We start from the raw sequence: 20750 nt of genomic DNA on the forward strand, positions 1-20750 counted from the left end.
CCCTTATCCCCGAAATAGGTATTCACTTAATTTTTGCTTTTTTCCTTCTTTATTCCATTGTTGATATTGTTTGATCATCTTATGAATGTTGCCTTCATAGTAGTTTTCAACTAAATCAACTATTGCTAAAAAGCTTTTCCAGTAATGAAACATAACATATGCATTATCATTACTTTTATAAACTTCATATGTGAATGATTCTAAATTATTTTCATCATATTTTGATTTATAATAATTAAATAATTCTGTTTCATACTGTATAATTTCTTTAAATTCTTTGTCATTATATAAATAATACCTTGGTAAGAAAGTAACCAATCCTTCTTCAAACCATAAGTCATCTGATGTTAAGTCAAGATCATCAAATTCTGTTAAAAAGAAGTCGCAATGGTGTGTAATTTCATGACCTAATATGCATAATATTTCTTTCTCTAAATAGTTATTAAATATGTTTTGAGTCGTTTCAGACATGTCACTTTTGATTTGACCATTTAAAAAGGTCTTCCAACTTTCTTTTTCAATATTCATAAATATACCTTTTTCATTTGTAAACGCTGGTACATTCTTTTTAAATACGTGTTTCATTACATAATCGCTTGTCCATATGACGTGTTCTGGCATGTCATTTAATTCGTAATCTTTTTTCAGAATATCAATATAATTTTCAATTTTATCTATAAAATATTTTGCTGTTTTTTGAGTTTCTTCCGTATCATTTATTTCATCCATCATAAAAATAGATTTCATGTGTCTATCCCCTTACAAATATCAATAAATATAGTATTAGTATTCATATTATAACAATATTCATTATCTTTTTATTCAATTGAATTAATTTCTACTTCATACTATGATTTATATTAAGCGATTTACAGGAGGTTATGATGTCTTACTTGAAGTCTTTTTTAGAGGAGAAACAAATTTATATATATCTTTTATTTATTATGATGGGCGTAGGTTTCGGTTTATTGTTTGACCATGCTAGTCCTATTTTTGAACCTTTTATTTCTATTTTAATTGCGATTCTATTGTTTAGTATGTTTGCTCAAATTCCTTTTTTATCTTTACGTCAAAAGGCATTAAATTTTAAATTTCTTGTGGCACTTATTATTTCTAATTTTATTTTTATTCCTATTTTTGTTTTTCTAATTGTCACAGCATTTCATATTACATCTACACCGCTTCTAATCGGCATTTACTTAGTTTTACTGACACCTTGTATTGATTATGTGATTGTTTTTACGAAGTTAGGTCACGGAAATGAAAGCTTTATGTTGATTGCTACACCTATTTTATTTATTCTACAAATCATTTTATTACCGATATATTTTCTTATATTTTTAAACCAAGATTTCTCGGAATACATTGACTTTATACCTTTTCTAAAGACTTTTGTATACCTTATTCTAGTACCTTTATTCATAGCTATTTTTATGCAGATTTTAAGCAAAAAGTCCGATACTATGTCGAATATTTTATCTTTATCAGAATGGTTGCCTGTTCCTTTTATGGGACTCGTATTAATGACGGTTATAGGCTCTCAAATTTCAAAAATATTTAATGATTTACACATCGTATGGATAGTTGTTCCTGTTTACATTTGTTTTATGATCATCGCGCCTTTTATTGGTTATCTTTCTGGTAAAATCTTTGCTTTACCTTCAGATTTAAAACGCACAATTGCTTTTAGTACTAGCACAAGAAATGCATTAGTTGTCTTACCATTAGCTTTATCTCTACCAGACAAATGGTCAACAATTGTAACAACTGTTGTCGTCACACAAACACTTGTCGAGCTTATTGGCGAACTATTCTATATTAAATTGATACCTAAATTTAAATAAAGAAACACCTCTAAAGTTACAGTAACGCTTGCACTTTAGAGGTGTTTTTAATTATTTCAGTTTCAATACTTGTCCTACACTTATATCATTTGAACTTAAATTATTTAATGATTTAAGTTTAGCTACACTTACGCCGCTTCTTTGAGAGATATTATACAACGTATCTCCAGAAACAACAGTATGTGTATCGCCTGTAATACTGTCACTCGATTCATTTAAATCATTATAATGCTTTTGAACGAGACTATAAAATCGATCCATATCATAGCCCCACTGACTAAAGTAATTGATTGGATCTGTATGATCTGTTCCACCATAATACTGACTAATGGCATTGTGACTGATAACTGTACCTGTTCCTTCATTATTATCGGCTAATGATGGTTTCAGTCCATTTTGGTGTAACATTTTCGCAGTTAAATATGCTTGATTATTAACCGATTTCGCAAACTGGTCAAATGTACTAGATTGAGCCAATTCTATTTGATAGAAATATGGATTGGCTTTTGCACCTGCTCCCCAAGCTAAATAATCACTAGATGCTGTTTGAACAATTTTACTACTACTTGCATAAGCATGAACAAACGCACTTTCATAATTGTTATACATGTAATTGATTTCTTCATCTATTGTGCTATCAGGATTAGCTGTTTCATGTATAATCACACCGATAAACTTATCTGATTTATAGTCATATTTCGGCAAACTATCCATTCTAGAATCTTGCGTGATTGTAGACGGCTTAATATTATTTTTAGCAATATAATTATTAACATCTTGATACGCTTCATTTGTATGTTGATTGGATTCTATTTCTGTAGAATTTTCTTCTGCATCTTTATTATGTAATTTAAGATCTTCATCCGTTAGCAAGCCTGTTAATTCTTTCGGGTTCATCTTTTGTGCTTGTTCAAAACTAATCGATTTGCTTGTGTTCTCTGTTTGTTCACTTTGATGTTCTTCTGCATTGATATATCCAACAGATTGAGAAAATAATATACTTGTCGTCAAAATTATTGCTGTTCCAAACTTGTACTTCATAATAATCCCCCTTATATTTTATTTTTATATTGTATTACAAACTATAATTAATTAATATACTTGAAGAATATTTCGTTATATTAAATATTTATTACAAATAAAAAGAACGAGATAAATTGATCATCTCGTTCTTTTTTATTCTATAACGTTTAGCACTTTCTTTGGTATTTCACTTTTATCAACTTCTTCAAATGATTCCACATGTGCCCCTTTATGCTTAATTTTTAAATAGTGATTTGTTTTAAGCTCATCTGATGATATAAATTCCACTTTCGTACGTTTACCATCTTCATCTACAATATCTTGCTTATATCTTCTAATATTATGTTCTTCAACAGCATCAGGTAGCTTTGTCTTTACATAAGCGTATTTCTCTTTCATAAATGGATTTAATTGATCTGATACACCTTTAATCTCACTTGAGCCAGATGTACTAAATATAACGATTAATAAACAACAACATAAAATGACAAATATAATTAGAAAAACAATACCTTTTAATAAACCTTTCAATGTTATCTCTCCTTTCAAGTAAAATGATAGCATCATCTCACTTGAAATAGTCCTAACATTGTTGTCACAACAGGCTTCTAAGCTTACAATTTTGTAAGATTAAGTCTTTCTTATTAAAACACACCTAATATATTTCCAATTAACCCTGCTGGTGTTATTAATACACCTACACCCGATAGAACAGATGCAATAACCGCTTTTCTATTTTTCTTATTGTTTCATTAATACTTCTTTCAAGGTTGTTCATTGAAATTGTAATTTTGTCTTGAATGATACTTAGCAAATGATCAATCTTATTGTTCAAAGTATCGAAACGTTCATCAACACACTTTTTAAATTGTTCAAATTCATTTCTCGTAACATATTCTGACATAATGAGCACCTCTCTTTTTTTATTTTATAATTTATAAATATTATTGTCAAAAACTGTATTTTAAAATTATGCGATGGAAAGTAACCATTTTTTATTAGATTATATTGATTGGCTACATATTCTTAATAATTCATATAGCTTATTTTCAAAACTGTAAACTTCAAAGAAATTATAATTTTTCCAATTCACATGATATAATAATTTTAATTATTTTATACAGAACTGAGGGATAACATGGGTGAAAATTGTGAATTACATATTAGACCTATTAAATTAGAAGATTTAAATAGTATATGGCAGATGGCTTTTAAGGACTCAAATCCTGAATGGAAGTTATGGGATGCGCCTTATTTTCCTCATCATGCTATGTCATATGATGATTTCTTGCTACAAAAGGATGATTGGATAAATGTTCCGAATAGATGGGCTGTGATATACAACAACGAAGTTATTGGTACAGTCTCTTATTACTGGGAACATGAACCTTCTAAGTGGCTAGAGATGGGTATTTCAATCTATCAATCTGATAATTGGGGTAAAGGCATTGGCACTAATGTCATGCGTATGTGGATTGATCATTTATTCAATACTTTAGATATTGTTCGCGTTGGTTATACGACTTGGTCAGGAAATAAAGGCATGATTAAAATTGGAGAACGTCTTGGTATGACGATGGAAGCTAGAATTAGAAAAGTAAGATATTATAACGGAACTTATTACGACTCTATTAGAATGGGGCTTTTAAGAGAAGAATGGCAAGATTTAAAGTCTTAATCTAATACGTCACAATCATCATATGATAATATATTGTGCTTTTACACAAGTTTATACTTTACAAAATAGAACATATGTTCGTATAATAAAAGTACAATATGACTAGGGTGATTTTTATGTATGACTACAGTTATTGTCTAAATCGGGATATTTTATGCGTGGATTTAAAAAGTTTCTTTGCGTCTGTTTCATGTATTGAAAAAGGTTTGAACCCGCTAACGACTAAGCTAGCTGTTGTGGCTGATACGAAGCGTAAAGGTTCTGTTGTCTTGGCAGCTACACCACCTTTAAAAGCAATTGGTATTAAAACAGGTTCTCGTTTATATGAAATACCTCAACGTAAAGATATCTATGTTATTAATCCATCTATGAAGAAATATATGCAATTATCAACACAGATTAGCAAAATTGCTTTGGATTATGTTGCTCCTGAAGATTTTCATCAATACAGTATAGATGAATTCTTTATGGATGTATCAGAGTCGTATCATTTATTTGCGCATTCTCCCTTTTCATTAGCGATGCAACTTCAAGAGCGTATATTTAATTATACTCAAATTCGTAGCACGATTGGCATTGGCTCTAATTTATTACTCGCGAAACTTTCGATGGATATTGACGCAAAGCATACGAGTCTTGGTATATCAGAATGGCGCTATGAAGATGTGCCGTCTAAAGTTTGGTCCATTCAACCTTTACGAGACATGTGGGGAATCAATCGACGTACAGAAGCTAAGCTTAATAAGAAAGGGATATTTACAATTGGTCACTTAGCTAACTATCCTGTGGAATATTTGAAGCGGGACTTTGGCGTTATTGGCGTTGACCTTCATTTGCATGCTAATGGTATTGATGAAAGCGTCATTAGAAATCCTCATCGTATATATGATAAATCTCTAGGTAAGTCGCAAATACTTATGCGTGATTACAGTATGAATGAACTTAAGACTGTATTAAATGAACAAGTAGATGAAGTTTATTTCCGTTCTAGAAAGCTCAATTTATACCCTACACGTATTAGCGTGAGTGTCGGTTATGCAGACGTTGGAGGCGTGCGGAAGCAATTTACAAATAAAACGGGATTTATGAATACTTATGTTATCACACAATTATTATGGGATTATTTATCTCAACGGTTAGAACCGGACAGACTTTATAGAACGATCGCGATATCATTTGGCAAATTTATTCCAAACCAAATTAAGCAACTATCTTTATTCGACGATCCGTATCAAATTAAGACAGAGACACTCGAAAATCATTTAGATTTTATACGTATGAAATATGGCAAAGATATTGTTATGCGCGGTTCAAGCTTATTAAATAGTGGTACATTATTAGAAAGAAAAGGACTTATAGCAGGTCATAAAGCATAAACATGAACTTTATAAACATATATTGTAAATACAAACAATCATTGACATAAATATGAAGATAAGTAAATATATAAAGTATATATATTCAGAATGTTTTTTATTCTTTATATTACTGAATATATAAATTTAAACAGGAGGTCTTTATTCTCTAAACAATCTCAATAAGGGTATATTTAGATAATAATGATGGGTGTCGTATGAAACGTAGTGTCAAATATCTATTTATAGTAATCATTATTCTTATAGTTTTTTTCTCATTTTATTTCTACAAACAGCCAAATAATTGGACGTGGGAAACGCTAAATTTAACAAAAAAAGATTCAAACAACTCTAATACCAAAGTGGCTATATTAGATACAGGTATTAATAATGAAAGAATTAACAATGCGTTTGTCATAAAAAAATATGATGCTATAAATAAACGTAATCAAATAAACACTAAAAGTAATCATGCCACACAAATCGCAAGTATTATCACATATGGGAAACATAAAGAAAAGTTAATCGGGATAAGCAAAACAGTAAGTATTTACGATGTTAAGGTTTTAGATGATGAACTCGGTGGAGAGACAGATAGTATAGTGAATGGCATCAATTGGTGTATTAAAAACGATGTAGATATTATCAATATGAGTTTTGGCTTTCAACGTTACAACAAAGAATTACATGATGTTATAAAAAAAGCTAAAAAACAAGGTATCATTTTAGTAGGTGCAGCGGGAAATAATATGGATGATTATAGTGACTATCCTGCTCGTTTCAATGAGGTCTATTCTATTACAGCAATAGATAAAAATAACAAACCATTTATTTATGCACCAACTAAAAAAGTCGATTTTAAAGCGCCCGGTGTCGAAGTTTATACATTAGATTCAAAAGATGAAATTACAACTGTAAATGGAACATCTTTTGCCGCTGCTTATTTCACTTCTTACCTAACAACTAAATTGGATTCAAGAAATAATTTGTCACATGTTTTAAAAAAATACCCAATAAATTGATACATCAAAGGAGAAAATATGAAAAACAAACTTATAGCTTTATTACTTGCTAGTATAATCACGATTACTTATGGAAACTTTGCGGAAGCTGCTGAAGTTATTAAAGAAACAGATATAAATAGTGCTAATAGTAAAGTGAACGAAAATAACATTGACGAAAATATTTATACCAAAGATAACCGTAATTACATTGAAAATAATTATAACTCAAATGATTTAGATATTGAAAGTAGCTTAGAATTTGATCAAAATACAGATAAAATTACCGTAGACGCTTCATTAAATGACGAATATGGTAATAACCTAGATAAAACATATGATGTAACGTTTTTAAGAATTGTGAATGAAAATGACTTTAAAGCTGAATTTACTGATCAAGATACTGGAGAAAAATTAGTATATGATACAAATGAAGTTAAAGCTTCAGTTGCTCCTGTAGTCGCTGTATTAGTTGGCTTTATAGCTAAACAAGGTCTTAAAATGGCTATCAAAAAATATGGTAAAACCGTTGTAACATCAATGATTCGTACAAGCCCTCAAGTTGCTGCTCAAGCAGCTAAAAACTTAGGTTATTCTGCAACAAAATCTGTATCTCATGGCAAAAAGGTCTTTAAGAAAAATGGTAAAGGCAATCCCAAATATATCTCTGTTGATAAAGATGGTCACAATGGAGGAGCATGGAAAGGTGCAAGTAGCATTAAAAATCTAGGTAGTAAGAAAACAAGAAGCGGTACATATGATGCCAACCTAAAAAGAATTGGAGATTAAAAAATGATTATTAACATCGGAGAACAACAAATAAATTTTGATTTAGAAAGTGAAATTCCATTTTTTCAATCATCTCATGAAAATAGAATGCGTTTTGATATAGATAGTTTTGAAAAAAAGCAACTTTCTAAAATTATTAATCAGTTGTTTAGCAACCAATCTAATACAAAGTGTTCATTTTTATCTGAGTATTTATATCCTGTTAAATTTAGAGAAAAAACACGAATTGGTCGTTTTCTATCTATTACAAACTGGCATGAAGAACTCCATTATACTGATGAAAAATATATTATTGCAACTATTGAAAATATAAAAAATACAGAAATAATTAATTATTCTTTATATATTCAAAAAGGATTAGTAGAACCATATATCATCTTCTATAATGATAAAAATATGATATATCTTAGTAATTCTGTGATAGATATCATAAGTTTTTCTAAAGAAACAATTACTAATATAAAAACAGAATTCGGGAATTATATAGATACAATTCAAGAAACTGTTTAATAATTATAAAGAGAAACATAGTTCCCTTTTGATCTATGTTTCTCTCTTTTTTTCCTTTAAAATCGGACTTATATATACTACCATTCGTATGTAAAATATTGTATAGTAAACTTATAGGTTGTTAATTACGGCAGCATTTAATCATACACTAATAAACCAACACTATGTCATATGAACGTTAAAACCACAACAAGTCGCTATAATTGTTGTGGTTTTTATATTTGTCATTGATATTTTACAATCAAGTATTTGTGAGGTTTTTCTTTCCTAATTTCATATACCTTATTACATGTATTACATCTTGATAATTTCATCGTGGCATTGTTAATTTTTTTAAATAAATTTCCATCATGATTATTACAATAAGGACAAGTAACCTCAATATATGTTCTATTATCATTTACCATTAGATACTTCATTATTTTTTCTTTCTCTGTGATATATATAAATTGCTATTATTACTATAATAAAAATGTAACATAGTACAATAAAAGGATTGTTAATCCAGTGATTGTCTACACTAAATATATACACACCTATAAAACATAGTATAAAAAGGATAATATTTAATATCATATTTACCCTAAAAGCTTTGATACTTAAAGCTTGTCTCTTGTTTCGAATGCCGATTAACCAAAAATGTATTGTCATAAATAAGATAGTTAACGGTATATAGTAATAAGGAGAATATATATTATCTCCAATCAAATTAATAATAGCTATAAAAATAACAATAACTATCATTCTTATTTTACTTGCATGTTTTACAATAAATTCCATAATATCCCCCTAACTATTTCAATATTCATAAGTACCATCTTTATAATTAATCGATACACCTTTTTGAGTATTAGATACCCAAACGTTTAAGTTAACAGTCTGACCGTTGTCATTAATAGAATAAGCTCTCACATGTGAACCCCGTGGTAATAATTCATCATTATTGTACACAGGGTGTACATCATAATAAATCTTAGCTTCAGGGTGGTTATATATCGCATTTCTCACTTGAGTTTCAGGATAACCCATACCGCCACCTTCACTAGCTCTATTACTACCAACATTTTGCGCTCTTGTACCTAGTGTTAAATTATGTGTTTCCATATCTCCACCCAATGACCATGCTAATGAGTGAGATTTGTTATAGATATAACCTCTATAACCATCTAACTGTAATATTTGATTATTACTTTCATTGCCTTTCCACCTTTTTTCAAGTGGATCGTAAGTACCATCTTTAAATTCGCCTGCAAGTCTAACTGTTGAATCAAAAGAGGGGCGTTCTTGTGCTTTAGATGAATGACTATCCACTGCTTCCTTAGTCACAAGCGCTGTAACTCTGCCACCTCTACCTAAATCATCTAAATCTGAATAGTTAGCCCAAAATTTATCATTACCATTTTGGTTCAAGAGTTGCTGATCATAATCTGTGAGTGTTGTTTTATTGTCGTTCAATAAAGCGTAATTTTCTTCGTTAGTTTGAACTTTGATAAGCGCCTTATCTTCTTCACTTGTTTTTACTGTCGATTTTTTACTAAACGCTTTCGACTTTAATTCATTTAAACCTTTATCTATTTGATTATTAGCTTCTTGTTTAAGTTCTCTTTTAATATCCTTTTCCAAATCACACCCAGCTAATAGGGTACTTGTTAGGATTATTGCGAGTAACGTCTTGATGTACTTCATATTTTTCAACCTTTCTTATCAAATTGTGATTCTAACCAAAAATAAGTATTGCCACGTTTTTGATGATTTACAAAAGCCGGTTTAGGTACTACATCATAATGTTCATTTTCTAAAGCCCAGCGCACACCATGTCTACTTTTGCCAAGTATATCTCCGACTTCTTGCATACCTAAGATTTTTATAGGTTCTTGTCCTATATTAGTTAAGTCATTGTTTTTTAAATCAGAAACCGAGTAAACACCACTTGTTTCTGATACATAACAACCTAATTCTGTATTAATTGCTACATTCATACCATTAGATTTTGTGTATATAGTTTGATCGTGATTTAAAACCTCATTAATTTTTTTGAAATCCATATTAGTTCCTCCGTCTATAATTATGTTATAATAAATATACCTTTTTGTTTGGTTCAATAGATGATTCTGTTAACCAAATGTGCGATCACTTGTGTGGTCGCTTTTTTTATATCCACCATAACATAGCAGGGGAATAACAGAATCAAACTATAACACCTAACTTTTTAAATTCCTGATGTGCAGTAATCAATTTGATTGCTTCTTCTACTGAATATTTTTCATTTAGATATCCAATTAAATCCGAATTTTCATATAAACCAATTTCTTCATCACCCCAAAGGTTAACAATCTTTGAGAACATATACTTTTTGTTATGTGCTTCAAATATTTGCTCTAACATAGTAACCCTCCTTAGAATTTTATAACGCTTTGAACCAAATTAATTCTTCATAAGTGGTTTCATTCAAGTATTCTTCTAAATCTTCAACTGATTTAAATGGCTTTTTCTCAGTTATCCAATCTTTAGGGCTTTTTATTTCTTTATCTAATTCCAATGTTTGAACATTAAGTGTTACAAAAGAGAATTGACTTTCTTCATTTACGATTTTCATATCTGAACCGATGAGTATAATTGATTTCTCATCTATATTTTTTGTAATTCCAGTGCCTTTTTCATTAACAAAATTATCAATCACATCTTGTAGTTTTTCGAGTGATTTTTGTGTATGATATTTAATCATTTAAACCACTCTCCTTTGAGATGAGTTCAAAATACCTAAAGCTCTAATTAAAACGATATTGTACTTATCTTCTGTATCTGATTTACTCAGATTGTCTATATATTCATTGTTTTTATATAACCTTACTTTACAATCACCATTTGATACATCTTGTAATCTTAATTCATACAATTCATTATCTTTTTCAAACTCTATAGCTTTAATAACAAAGTCTGTATCTCTCATAATCTCAATACTTTTTAATAAGACAACAATTTCAGAAGGTTCATTATTTCCTCTTGCAGCAACACCTTTTAAATAACCATTTTCGTATTGTCTGACTTTATCTTCTTTGTCGGTTTCTTGCAGTCTTAAATCATACAGATTACCATTTGAAATAAATTCAATTGAATTAATCTTTTTATTCATTCTAGTCATGATAATTACCTCCTATAGTGTTATAATAAGAGGTGGAATGTGTCCTCATTCCACCAGTTTTTAAGGTGATAACTTAGTTCACAAGCACTTTTAAAAACTTTCGATTTAGGCGTGCGTTTTTTCTAAAAACGTTGCGTCTTTTTTTATTTTTGAAGCGGTATCGAGTAACACGTTTTCTATCTGCTCATTTACAGGTAGATCTAATAATCCTAGAAAAACACCATTTTCAAAAACGACAATACAGGTATAACCTTTACCAATGTTATGCTTAGTCAGTGTATAAATCTTATTGTTATATACAAACTTCAATGCCTGCGTATTCATTTTTTCACTCCTTCCTGTTTTTAACTACAAACATATTGTAACACACAAACACACATATTGTAAATTATTATTAACTATTTGTTGGTTGAAATACAAAAAAACTACCTATGTTTATTACACAGGTAGGTAAATCATAGCATTCATTTTTCCTTTTATCATGCTAGTCAATTATATATCACCATTTGATACGATTTTTAGTAATTTATTTTTATGATGCTACACTAATTCATATTGTGATTTAATCGGATTTTTCGATTTATTCTTTTTTGCTAGTTCAATATAGTTAAAGAAGATTTGTTTGAAATGAACAAGATTATATCAAATTTTATATAATCTATGTTTTTATATCACTTTTTTCTAAGTTTATATTTTTAGTATACATATACCTAGAAAACATAATTGCTATTAAACAAGTTAACACACCTGAAATAGTATAAATATACTGTATAGCTATATATTCAGTTATATAACCAACTAGTAATATAGAAAATAGAAAAGAAAGTTGCACAAGTGAATTCTTTAAACCTGTGATCTTAATCATATCTTTTTCATTAATTTTATTTATAAAGTAAGTTTCCTGAATAATATCTTTTATTTGTAAAACTGGACCGATTAGCACCACTAGTACTAATGCAATTACATCAATTATATTAAAAGAATATAGAATCAATAAAATTCCATATATAAACATAAAAATAGTAATCTTTTGGATAGGTCGTTTGTTAAAGAATTCAGCATATTTTATTACAATAAAAGCGCCTAATATAGTGCCTAAGTAGTAACTAGCATTAACATATCCCCACCATGTTACATCATGCTTTAAATGTACTTGAACAAATTTTAATGTCACGGATCCTATCCAAATAGAACCCATCAAAACTTCTAAACACTCAATGATAATTAAAACTCTAATTACAGGGATACCTTTTAAAACCGAAAAAGAATTCATAATTGTTATAATCGGATTTTTACCTTGTAGTTCTTCCTTTTCATTTTTAATTTTTATATTAATAATTGCAATAAAAGCTAATGAAAGTAATATTAAAGAAAGTAATAAAAGGTTATTATTACCAATCAATGAGATAATCCATGCTCCTAATATCCATCCTGAAAATAGCAGTATCTGATCTAAACTCGTAATGAGAGACAGACCTTTTGCCATTTCATTACTATCAAGATTTTCTTTCAGTATTCTTGATTTCAGTGGAGTGAAAATACCATTTGAAAAGGATAGAAACATGATTATTATATAAACAATAATCATGTTGACATTATTATTTATACTTATCAGGAGTATTATCATGCATAGTATTTGAAACACTGCATTAAATAATAAAAGGTTTTTTACTTTAATTTTTTCAGTTATAATACTTATACTTAACCCTGAAAGAATTTTTGAACCAACACTAATAAAAGTTATTAGACTTGAAAAAAAGACTGAATTAGTTAGTGTATATACATAATAAGTAATTGCCATTGTATAGAAAGAAAAAGCTAAATTAGTGGCAAGTTGCGTTACTAATAACGAATAAAAACTTAAATTGTAAAACATTAGTAGATTGCCTTATTTTCAATAGGTTTTTTATTTTCTTTTCTCAATAATGGTAATGGAATTTCTTTAACGCATCTAAATCCCATTTCATCATGCCTACAATACGGTATATCTTTCCCTCTAAATGCCGGATACATTAGCTCTTGATGTGAATAAAAAGATCCTCCCTTTAAAACTCCGAATTGATTTAATTTATCATGATTATGATTATAAGAAGGATGGAACATTCTCTTGGAAAAGTAATCACTCTTGGTCCATTCCCAATTACCTCCAAGCATATTATGAACTCCATAACTCGAAACATTTCTTTCTATACTAATACTTTCTGAGAGTTCTATATCTTGGTTATAATATACATCTATTAATCTATCATGCCATTCTGATATAGAATCTGGTTTTTTTTCAAAAAGAGTTCCTGAATAACGTACTTTGCTACCATCAAAATCATTGCCCCAAGGCCACTTTGTTACAGAATTTCCTTTAGCAGCTTTTTCCCATTGAAATTCAGATGGAAGAGTTTTTCCTTTCCATCTAGCGTAGGCATAAGCATCATAAAAATCAATCCCAGATACAGGATGATCAGGTTTATATTTAGAATCATAGTAAGTATTTCTTCTGTGATTTTTATTTTTCGGTTCATTTGGATGACAAAAAATATGTCCATATTTTTCTACAAATTCACAAAATTCATCATATTCCTCATTAGTCACTGGGTATTTATCTATATAATAGGCAGGTAACCAAACTTTAGTACTAGGAGCATTGTCTGTCCAAGCAAAATCTTTTTCTTTAATATCATTTTCACTTATACCATAATTAAAGAAACCCTCTTCTATATAAATCATATTTTCTTCATTTAAAGATTTAAACTCATCTTTAATTACTGCAGAAATATCTACTTTGTTTTCATAATGATTCATAAATTTTAAATGTTTTTCAAAATATGCTTTTTTATATGATAGTTCTTCTTCATTTTTTGCTCCATAGATTTTCAGTAAATTATGTATTACTATTTGGGCACCTAAACCTACAGGCTTTCTAGGTGTGTTTCTTTCCGTAATATCTCCAACAATATCTGATAAATATTTTACTGATAATTCTATTTTTTCTTCACCACAAATACTCATAGCTTTAAAAGAAACAAGATCGTCTGGATCATGAGTTAGCCTAATTATTGTTTCAATTGCTGAAGGATAAGGCAACCAACTTTTAACAAAATCTATTAATTTTGACCTTACATAACTATTTTTAAATCCAATAGCCATTCCAAATAATTGTTCAGCCACTGCAAAATGTCGTATTTTACTAGATATATCTAATACAGTATGGATGGTATTTTCAGTTTCTTTCTTATCTCTTAAGTTTAAATTTTTGAGCAAGTTATCAATTTTAAATAATTCTTCCATGTCTTCATTGTAAATTTCTAAATTATCATTAGATGTATATATCATTTTATTCATCCTTTCTAAATTCAATAAACAAAAGTCTTATAGAATATATTCTATAAGACTTTTGTTTATTGAATTTAATCCCATTTGTCATTACTTACATTAAGTACAGGTTCAAAAATACTTTCTTTCCAATCACGTTCTAAAGTTTTCATATTTATCGCCTCCTGAAATTAAATATATGTACGATTATTATTATATCATCAATAAATAAAAAAACACACTATTTTATCAGAAAATTTCCAATTTTTAAAATACATTCAGTGAATTATTAATCCTTTTACTAACTTATGTTTTTTGAATATCACCATATGATACGATTTTAAATGACTTATCTTTATGATCATACGCTAATTCATATTGTGATTTAATCGGATTATTAGACTTATCTTTTTTAACTAATTCAATATATATCTTTGAACCATCTTTTTTATAGCCTGTATATGTCGGCATAGTGTACTTAGATTTATTTTTACTGTCTACCATAGATTTAATATGATTAGACAAGCTAGAATTAGGTTCAAAATACTTTTCTACATGCTTAAACTCAACTTCTTTATAGGCTTTATTTAAGTCTTTGGTATAGTCGTCCATAAATGCCTTAGCTTCGTTTTCTATTTCTCTATCTTTTTTAACCATTTCATCTATCTTCGTTGTATCAAATTCTAAAGTTATATTTTGATTATTGATATCTTTATTTTCTTTAACTTTAACCGTATTAGACTTTAAAGTTTTACCTTTATATTTACCCTCAGCATATACAGAAATAGATCTATTAGATGGGTATGGTCCATATACACGTTTTTCTTCATACTTTGTTTGAACACCATTCACATAAACGAAAAAACTTAATTGCAGGTCATAAAGCTTAATATTTATGGAGTGTATAGTTATGAAAGAACTTAATATAAACTGGAAATCAGATTTTATTGAATACCAAACTTTATTATATAGTAGTGTCGATCCAGAATGGTTCTATGCCTGTATTAGAAATGATGTTTTAGTACCAGCATATACAGGACAAGGCAAACAATATTTTTGGACTAAAGATATCCTAGAAGCTCATAAAATAATACCAATATTTTAAAAAACCAACTATTTACTACAATTATTGTTTAATTTTACCAATAATTTTCTTTATAAGTGTTTAACGTATCTTCACTTTGGATATATATAAAGAAGTGTAAAAGTAGGAGGTTATATATGGGCTTTATATTAATGTTAATCGTCGGCGGTTTAATCGGCTGGCTAGCAGGTGTTATTTTAGGTAAAGATATTCCAGGCGGTATTATTGGTAATATTATCGCAGGTATTATTGGTTCAGCAATTGGTGGTAAATTATTAGGAGATATGGGACCAGTAATAGGTGGAATTGCAATTATTCCAGCATTAATCGGTTCAATCATCTTAATCTTAGTACTTTCATTCATTTTAAAAGCAATTAAAAAATAGAAAGTACAATAAATATAAAGAAGCATATCACTTAATTAATTTTGTGATATGCTTCTTTTTTGATACAGATATATTTAACAAATAAAAGCACCACACAAAATTGTGCGGTGCTTATGTCATATACGAATAAATATTTTCAAAACCACTCTAGGTAAATAGCTTTGTAATAATAAAATACCCGACGTATATAAACTCTAAACATTATTTTAATAATAATCTAAAGAAATTCATGATTCTTTAACGTTTATTAGAACCTTTACTAAAAAGATTTCTTATAAGTCTCATAATTAAAACTGTACCAACATATCTTAAAATACGTTTTACTATGTTTCCCATCCTTATCAGCTCCTCTTACAATATATCATTTACTATTACTTCTTCACTACTTTACCCAATTAAGTCTTTCATTACACATATAACAAAAAGATTTCGTAGTCCCGCCCCGGCAAGGATCACTAGAGTTGAAAAAACTTAGTACAAGCGTATTTCAATTAAGACATCTACTGATAAGATACTACAAGAGACTGAGACATAGCATTATGTCCCGGTCTTTTTTATAAGGAAAAATCAATGTAAACGTGAGTTTCTATGTTGCTTGTTTGGGCTGTCTTGCAACATAGGGATCGTCTATGTTGCTTGTCGCACCTCACTTGCAATGTTGACCCTCATATTTCTAAAAATATGAAAAAGAGTCTAGAACTTTTCAGTCCCAGACTCTTTAATGTAAATTATGATTTTGTACTTTCGTTATGCCACCATAATGAATCTTTCGGATTTTCTACAGCATGAACAAATTCTTTTTTCGATGCTACAGTTGGATAAGATCCTTTTAATGATTTTTTAGAAGTATCTTCAAATAATGTTAAGACAACAATCAGACCAATAATACTCACACCCAATAAATAGAATGCAGGTGCTAAATTATTACCTGTCACGTGTACTAACCATGAAGCTACTAATGGTGTTGTACCACCAAATAACGAAACTGAAATATTAAATGTCCATGATAATGTTCTGTAACGAATATCTGTATGGAACAATGTTGGTAATGAACCTGGCATTGTACCTTCGTAAACTGATAATACGATACCTAACAATAGTAATCCAAGGAATAAGAATCCTAGTCCCCCAATGTTTAAGAATTGGAATGAAACAACAGATACTAATATACCTAAGATTAGACCGAATGAAATTACTTTCTTATTACCTATTTTGTCGCCAAGTCTACCAAATGTAAGTGCGAACGGTACCATAATCAGTAATACAATCGCTGTTATCGGTGTACTAATACGATCACTAATACCAACTGTTTCATCTAGATATGAAGGCATGTAACCTAATAATACATAGTTTGTAATATTAAAGAAGGCTACAAACACAATACATAATAAGATATCTTTTTTATATTGTTTTATAATTTCAATAACGCTCAGTTGATCTTTTTGATCAGCGATATCATTTTCAAAAATTGGCGTTTCTTCTAAATGCGTTCTCAAATAAAGACCAATCAATCCAATTGGCGCGCTTAAGAAGAATGGAATTCTCCAACCCCAAGAATTCATTTGAGCGTCTGATAGTGTCCAGAACAATACTGTAACAAGGATAGATGCCACAATATAACCAGTTAAAGTACCAATTTCTAATCCACTACCTAATCTAATTCTTTTATTATCCGGTGAAGACTCTGCGATATAAACCATCGCACCAGCATATTCCCCACCTACTGAGAAACCTTGTAAAATACGAGCTAGCAATAATAAAATTGGTGCCCAAACTCCGATTTGATCATATGTAGGTAATAGTCCAATAATCAAAGTAGAAATTGCCATCATAATAATAGTAAATGTTAAGACAACTTTTCTACCTAGCTTGTCACCTATTTTACCAAAGACGATTCCGCCCACTGGTCTAAGTAAGAATGCTATCGCAAATGTTGCAAAAGTGAAAATTAATTTTAATTCATCATTTTGAACTGGACTGAAGAAATTCTTACTAATGATAACTGCAAGGTAAGAATATAGTGCAAAGTCAAACCATTCCATTGCATTACCAATACCAGTAGCAAACACACTTTTCTTTGCCATACCGATATCTACGACGTTGATTTTCTTTTTATTAAACTTCAAACGTATACAGCTCCTTTTCATGTTTAAAGAGTATACGCTCACTTTTTTATAGTGTCAACTTAATATTTAAATATAATAATATACACTTTTCATCTAATGGTATACAAACAAAAAATGTCCACGCTTACATCTTAGTAAGCATGGACATTATAAATTCAAATGATTTTTTCCTTAAGTAAATAGTATATATGACAAATAAATGACGATTGATACTGTGACTGAACTTAATAATGTGGAGAATAATACAATTTGAGCATGTAGTTCTGGTTCCACATCATATTCAAAAGCAATCGTTGACGTATTTCTTGAAGTTGGAAATGCACTAGCTATAAATAACGATTGTGCAATAGCGCCATCAATATGGAATAAATAAATTAAACTAAGTGCAATAAGTGGTCCAATTATCAACCTACCAATCAACGATCCCATAATCGCTCTATGCAATAATTTCAATTTAATATGCGCTAATTGAGCACCTAATAAAATTAAAGCAATTGGCGCAAAACTATCTGAAATTTGATGGATAGGAATAAGAAACACTTGAGATAATTTAATATGCCCTACTTGAAATATAATACCTAAAATCAGTGCATGAAAAACAGGTAGTTTCAAAAAAGAAATGAAAATATCTTTTAAACTTTTAGTAGTGGAAAGTAAATTATACATACCATAAGAATACGTAAGTAGATTTTGGAAAATAAGCACGAAGATTTGTACAGCAACACCAATAGGATTTTGACTAAAGATTAATTGACTGACCGGCAAACCATAGTTCCCGGAATTCATCAAAGAGATACTATTCTTTAAAGCAGCACTCTCACCTTTTTGAAGATTCAATACTTTAGCAAATAAATTACCAATCAAGATCATTACTAAACTATAAGCTACAATATAATATAGAACCTTTAACAACAAATCCATCTGAATTGTAATATCATAAATATTCGCAAAAACCGCAACAGGCATTAAACAATAAGTAATAAGTGTAGAAAAATGTTTTAAATTAAATGCAAACTTTCTCTGTAATAAAAACCCAACAAAAATTAAAATAAGAAGCGGTAATAACACTTCCGTTAAAATGAAAACAAACATAATATCCTCTTTCTCTCTATATTTCTCTTATATTCAAGCTATCACAAATGAATCATAATAAATATGACAAATTTAGTATTTTGAATGATAAGTTTAAGTTATGAATATAGAAATATAGATAACTAAAGCTTAGGTAGTTTTATTTAAATTTTTCCATTCTATAAATACCTTCAGCATCTTGAAATTTGATACCATTCTTGAAATCATAACCATACTTTTTATAGAACTCTACTGCTGTAACTGATGCTGGAATTTCTATACGTTGTGCACGTTTATAATAATAGTCATTTTCAAGGGTTTCTATTATGAACTTACCAATACCTCTTCCTTGATGATCTGGTGATACAAAAATGGTAAACAAGCTACTTTCAGTTTGGCTACCCCAATACGGTCCAATTGCACCTGTTGCTATTATTTGATTATTTTCTTCAAATATATAAAAATTTGTAAAACTTGCTCTTTCAATTATTGCTTCAGGTGTCATGCTACTCACAACTTTTTCTATCTCTTCAACTGGTTCATCTTTTACATTGGTTGTTCTCAATGTGTGAATAATCATTTCACTAACTGCTTTTGCATCTTTTGAATCGAACATTCTAATTTTCATACAATCATCCTTTATATCTCACCAATTTTCTTATATTGAGACAAGTGATTTACTTGATTACATTCTAATATTTCTACTTTATCGTCTGATATTTTTAACGACGATATGCTACCGTTTGTAAGTTTAATTTTTCCTGTCCCTGTTTCTCCATTTGAATAATGATATAATATGGCATTAATAAAGGCACCATGAGATACAACTACTACATTTTGATTTGGATATTTTTCATGTAATTCAGACAATCCATTTACGAATCTATGCTCGATACTAGCCCCATCTTCACTATTAGGATATATTCGATTTGGGAATCGTTCGAGTTTTTCAGCAAGCGTCATACCTTCAGCATCACCAAACGATAATTCAATAAACGCTTCTCTCTCAATCAAATCTACATTCAATTGTTCTTGAACGATTTCGGCAGTTTTTTTAGCTCTTTTTAAAGGACTCGTAATAATCACATCAATCTTTTTATCCTTTAAAGCTACACCACTTTCGTTAGCTTGTAATTCGCCATTACGATTCAAAGGAATATCCGTTCTGCCTTGCGTTCTACCTTCCAAATTCCAATCCGTTTCACCATGTCTTAAAAAATATACATTTGTCATCATTCAAACCTCACATTAAATAATTTAAAATCTATTGTATCACTTATAACGGTACATAACACGCTAAATTTCAGTAAATATACATTGAAAATTGTGAAGAAAACTTTTGAATTGGACTTATCAATATTGTATAATATTTCCATACAATACAACCATGATAGCTTCCATCATGGACAACACCAAACCCCCTTATTCTCGGAAA

General features: G+C 29.3%; 26 protein-coding genes. 8 read left to right on the top strand and 18 right to left on the bottom strand.

Going from position 1 to position 20750, the window contains the following annotated elements; all coding sequences use genetic code 11:
• Positions 1 to 3: 3 nt before the first annotated feature.
• Positions 4 to 747, bottom strand: a complete 744-nt coding sequence (locus tag LQ611_RS09735) for a hypothetical protein (protein ID WP_119499118.1) — start codon at positions 745 to 747, stop codon at positions 4 to 6.
• Between the two features lie 137 nt (positions 748 to 884).
• On the opposite strand from LQ611_RS09735, the gene LQ611_RS09740 reads away from it, so the two are divergent.
• Positions 885 to 1844 carry an arsenic resistance protein gene (locus LQ611_RS09740; protein ID WP_119493956.1) on the top strand — a complete coding sequence of 320 codons (960 nt, stop codon included), beginning with the start codon at positions 885 to 887 and terminating at the stop codon, positions 1842 to 1844.
• A 51-nt stretch (positions 1845 to 1895) separates the two neighbouring features.
• On the opposite strand, the gene LQ611_RS09745 is transcribed toward LQ611_RS09740, so the two are convergent.
• The 3 genes from LQ611_RS09745 to LQ611_RS09755 all read right to left on the bottom strand — a co-directional run bounded on the left by LQ611_RS09745 (position 1896) and on the right by LQ611_RS09755 (position 3771).
• Positions 1896 to 2885, bottom strand: coding sequence for a LysM peptidoglycan-binding domain-containing protein (locus tag LQ611_RS09745; protein ID WP_119493957.1), 990 nt, complete (start codon positions 2883 to 2885; stop codon positions 1896 to 1898).
• A gap of 135 nt (positions 2886 to 3020) precedes the next feature.
• Positions 3021 to 3398: a YxeA family protein gene (locus LQ611_RS09750; RefSeq protein WP_158011184.1), complete on the bottom strand. Its 378-nt coding sequence runs from the start codon at positions 3396 to 3398 to the stop codon at positions 3021 to 3023.
• 166 nt (positions 3399 to 3564) lie between these two features.
• The gene (locus tag LQ611_RS09755; RefSeq protein ID WP_107596631.1) at positions 3565 to 3771 is read right to left on the bottom strand and encodes a hypothetical protein; all 207 of its coding nucleotides are present in this window, start codon (positions 3769 to 3771) and stop codon (positions 3565 to 3567) included.
• 234 nt (positions 3772 to 4005) lie between these two features.
• On the opposite strand from LQ611_RS09755, the gene LQ611_RS09760 reads away from it, so the two are divergent.
• The 5 genes from LQ611_RS09760 (at position 4006) to LQ611_RS09780 (ending at position 8200) form a co-directional block, all read left to right on the top strand.
• Positions 4006 to 4545 carry a GNAT family N-acetyltransferase gene (locus LQ611_RS09760; protein ID WP_107566130.1) on the top strand — a complete coding sequence of 180 codons (540 nt, stop codon included), beginning with the start codon at positions 4006 to 4008 and terminating at the stop codon, positions 4543 to 4545.
• Between the two features lie 116 nt (positions 4546 to 4661).
• The gene (locus tag LQ611_RS09765) at positions 4662 to 5921 is read left to right on the top strand and encodes a Y-family DNA polymerase (RefSeq protein WP_107566129.1); all 1260 of its coding nucleotides are present in this window, start codon (positions 4662 to 4664) and stop codon (positions 5919 to 5921) included.
• Positions 5922 to 6118: 197 nt separating this feature from the next.
• Positions 6119 to 6922 (top strand): S8 family peptidase, encoded by an 804-nt coding sequence (locus tag LQ611_RS09770; RefSeq protein WP_107566200.1) that lies wholly within the window; start codon positions 6119 to 6121, stop codon positions 6920 to 6922.
• An 18-nt stretch (positions 6923 to 6940) separates the two neighbouring features.
• Positions 6941 to 7690 (top strand): SAR2788 family putative toxin, encoded by a 750-nt coding sequence (locus LQ611_RS09775; protein ID WP_107566199.1) that lies wholly within the window; start codon positions 6941 to 6943, stop codon positions 7688 to 7690.
• A 3-nt stretch (positions 7691 to 7693) separates the two neighbouring features.
• A complete protein-coding gene (locus LQ611_RS09780) occupies positions 7694 to 8200 on the top strand; it encodes a phage tail protein (protein ID WP_107572999.1) in 507 nt (168 codons plus the stop codon).
• Positions 8201 to 8596: 396 nt separating this feature from the next.
• Here the strand turns inward: LQ611_RS09780 and LQ611_RS09785 are convergent, their stop codons facing one another.
• The 10 genes from LQ611_RS09785 to LQ611_RS09830 all read right to left on the bottom strand — a co-directional run bounded on the left by LQ611_RS09785 (position 8597) and on the right by LQ611_RS09830 (position 15500).
• Entirely contained in the window at positions 8597 to 8980 is a 384-nt protein-coding gene (locus LQ611_RS09785) for a hypothetical protein (protein ID WP_107566159.1), read from the bottom strand.
• A gap of 18 nt (positions 8981 to 8998) precedes the next feature.
• Positions 8999 to 9886, bottom strand: a complete 888-nt coding sequence (locus tag LQ611_RS09790; protein WP_107566158.1) for a DNA/RNA non-specific endonuclease — start codon at positions 9884 to 9886, stop codon at positions 8999 to 9001.
• A gap of 5 nt (positions 9887 to 9891) precedes the next feature.
• Positions 9892 to 10245 carry a hypothetical protein gene (locus LQ611_RS09795; RefSeq protein ID WP_084756559.1) on the bottom strand — a complete coding sequence of 118 codons (354 nt, stop codon included), beginning with the start codon at positions 10243 to 10245 and terminating at the stop codon, positions 9892 to 9894.
• Positions 10246 to 10387: 142 nt separating this feature from the next.
• Positions 10388 to 10585, bottom strand: coding sequence for a hypothetical protein (locus LQ611_RS09800; protein WP_084756558.1), 198 nt, complete (start codon positions 10583 to 10585; stop codon positions 10388 to 10390).
• A gap of 19 nt (positions 10586 to 10604) precedes the next feature.
• Complete coding sequence (locus LQ611_RS09805; protein ID WP_107566157.1) at positions 10605 to 10925, bottom strand: hypothetical protein; 321 nt, start codon at positions 10923 to 10925, stop codon at positions 10605 to 10607.
• On the bottom strand, positions 10926 to 11342 hold the full coding sequence (locus tag LQ611_RS09810; protein ID WP_107566156.1) for a hypothetical protein: 417 nt from the start codon (positions 11340 to 11342) through the stop codon (positions 10926 to 10928).
• A gap of 105 nt (positions 11343 to 11447) precedes the next feature.
• Complete coding sequence (locus LQ611_RS09815) at positions 11448 to 11666, bottom strand: hypothetical protein (RefSeq protein ID WP_107566155.1); 219 nt, start codon at positions 11664 to 11666, stop codon at positions 11448 to 11450.
• A 334-nt stretch (positions 11667 to 12000) separates the two neighbouring features.
• Positions 12001 to 13218 carry an MFS transporter gene (locus tag LQ611_RS09820; protein WP_107596634.1) on the bottom strand — a complete coding sequence of 406 codons (1218 nt, stop codon included), beginning with the start codon at positions 13216 to 13218 and terminating at the stop codon, positions 12001 to 12003.
• A complete protein-coding gene (locus tag LQ611_RS09825) occupies positions 13218 to 14669 on the bottom strand; it encodes a formylglycine-generating enzyme family protein (protein WP_107566191.1) in 1452 nt (483 codons plus the stop codon). Before LQ611_RS09825 ends, LQ611_RS09820 begins: the two co-directional genes overlap by 1 nt.
• Before the next feature lie 285 nt (positions 14670 to 14954).
• Complete coding sequence (locus LQ611_RS09830) at positions 14955 to 15500, bottom strand: TcaA NTF2-like domain-containing protein (protein ID WP_107566050.1); 546 nt, start codon at positions 15498 to 15500, stop codon at positions 14955 to 14957.
• Between the two features lie 58 nt (positions 15501 to 15558).
• On the opposite strand from LQ611_RS09830, the gene LQ611_RS09835 reads away from it, so the two are divergent.
• On the top strand, positions 15559 to 15753 hold the full coding sequence (locus tag LQ611_RS09835) for a hypothetical protein (RefSeq protein ID WP_107566049.1): 195 nt from the start codon (positions 15559 to 15561) through the stop codon (positions 15751 to 15753).
• 116 nt (positions 15754 to 15869) lie between these two features.
• A complete protein-coding gene (locus tag LQ611_RS09840; protein WP_025904335.1) occupies positions 15870 to 16118 on the top strand; it encodes a GlsB/YeaQ/YmgE family stress response membrane protein in 249 nt (82 codons plus the stop codon).
• A gap of 728 nt (positions 16119 to 16846) precedes the next feature.
• On the opposite strand, the gene LQ611_RS09845 is transcribed toward LQ611_RS09840, so the two are convergent.
• From LQ611_RS09845 to LQ611_RS09860, 4 genes are all read right to left on the bottom strand, one after another.
• Complete coding sequence (locus LQ611_RS09845; RefSeq protein WP_107618194.1) at positions 16847 to 18244, bottom strand: MFS transporter; 1398 nt, start codon at positions 18242 to 18244, stop codon at positions 16847 to 16849.
• 171 nt (positions 18245 to 18415) lie between these two features.
• Positions 18416 to 19336 (bottom strand): AEC family transporter, encoded by a 921-nt coding sequence (locus LQ611_RS09850; RefSeq protein ID WP_210136062.1) that lies wholly within the window; start codon positions 19334 to 19336, stop codon positions 18416 to 18418.
• Positions 19337 to 19475: 139 nt separating this feature from the next.
• A complete protein-coding gene (locus tag LQ611_RS09855; protein WP_107566047.1) occupies positions 19476 to 19943 on the bottom strand; it encodes a GNAT family N-acetyltransferase in 468 nt (155 codons plus the stop codon).
• A gap of 11 nt (positions 19944 to 19954) precedes the next feature.
• Positions 19955 to 20548 carry a histidine phosphatase family protein gene (locus LQ611_RS09860; RefSeq protein ID WP_107566046.1) on the bottom strand — a complete coding sequence of 198 codons (594 nt, stop codon included), beginning with the start codon at positions 20546 to 20548 and terminating at the stop codon, positions 19955 to 19957.
• Positions 20549 to 20750 lie beyond the last annotated feature (202 nt).

Origin of the sequence: Mammaliicoccus sp. L-M44, assembly GCF_022386355.1 — a bacterium.
GTDB classification, from domain to species: Bacteria; Bacillota; Bacilli; order Staphylococcales; family Staphylococcaceae; genus Mammaliicoccus; species Mammaliicoccus sciuri_A.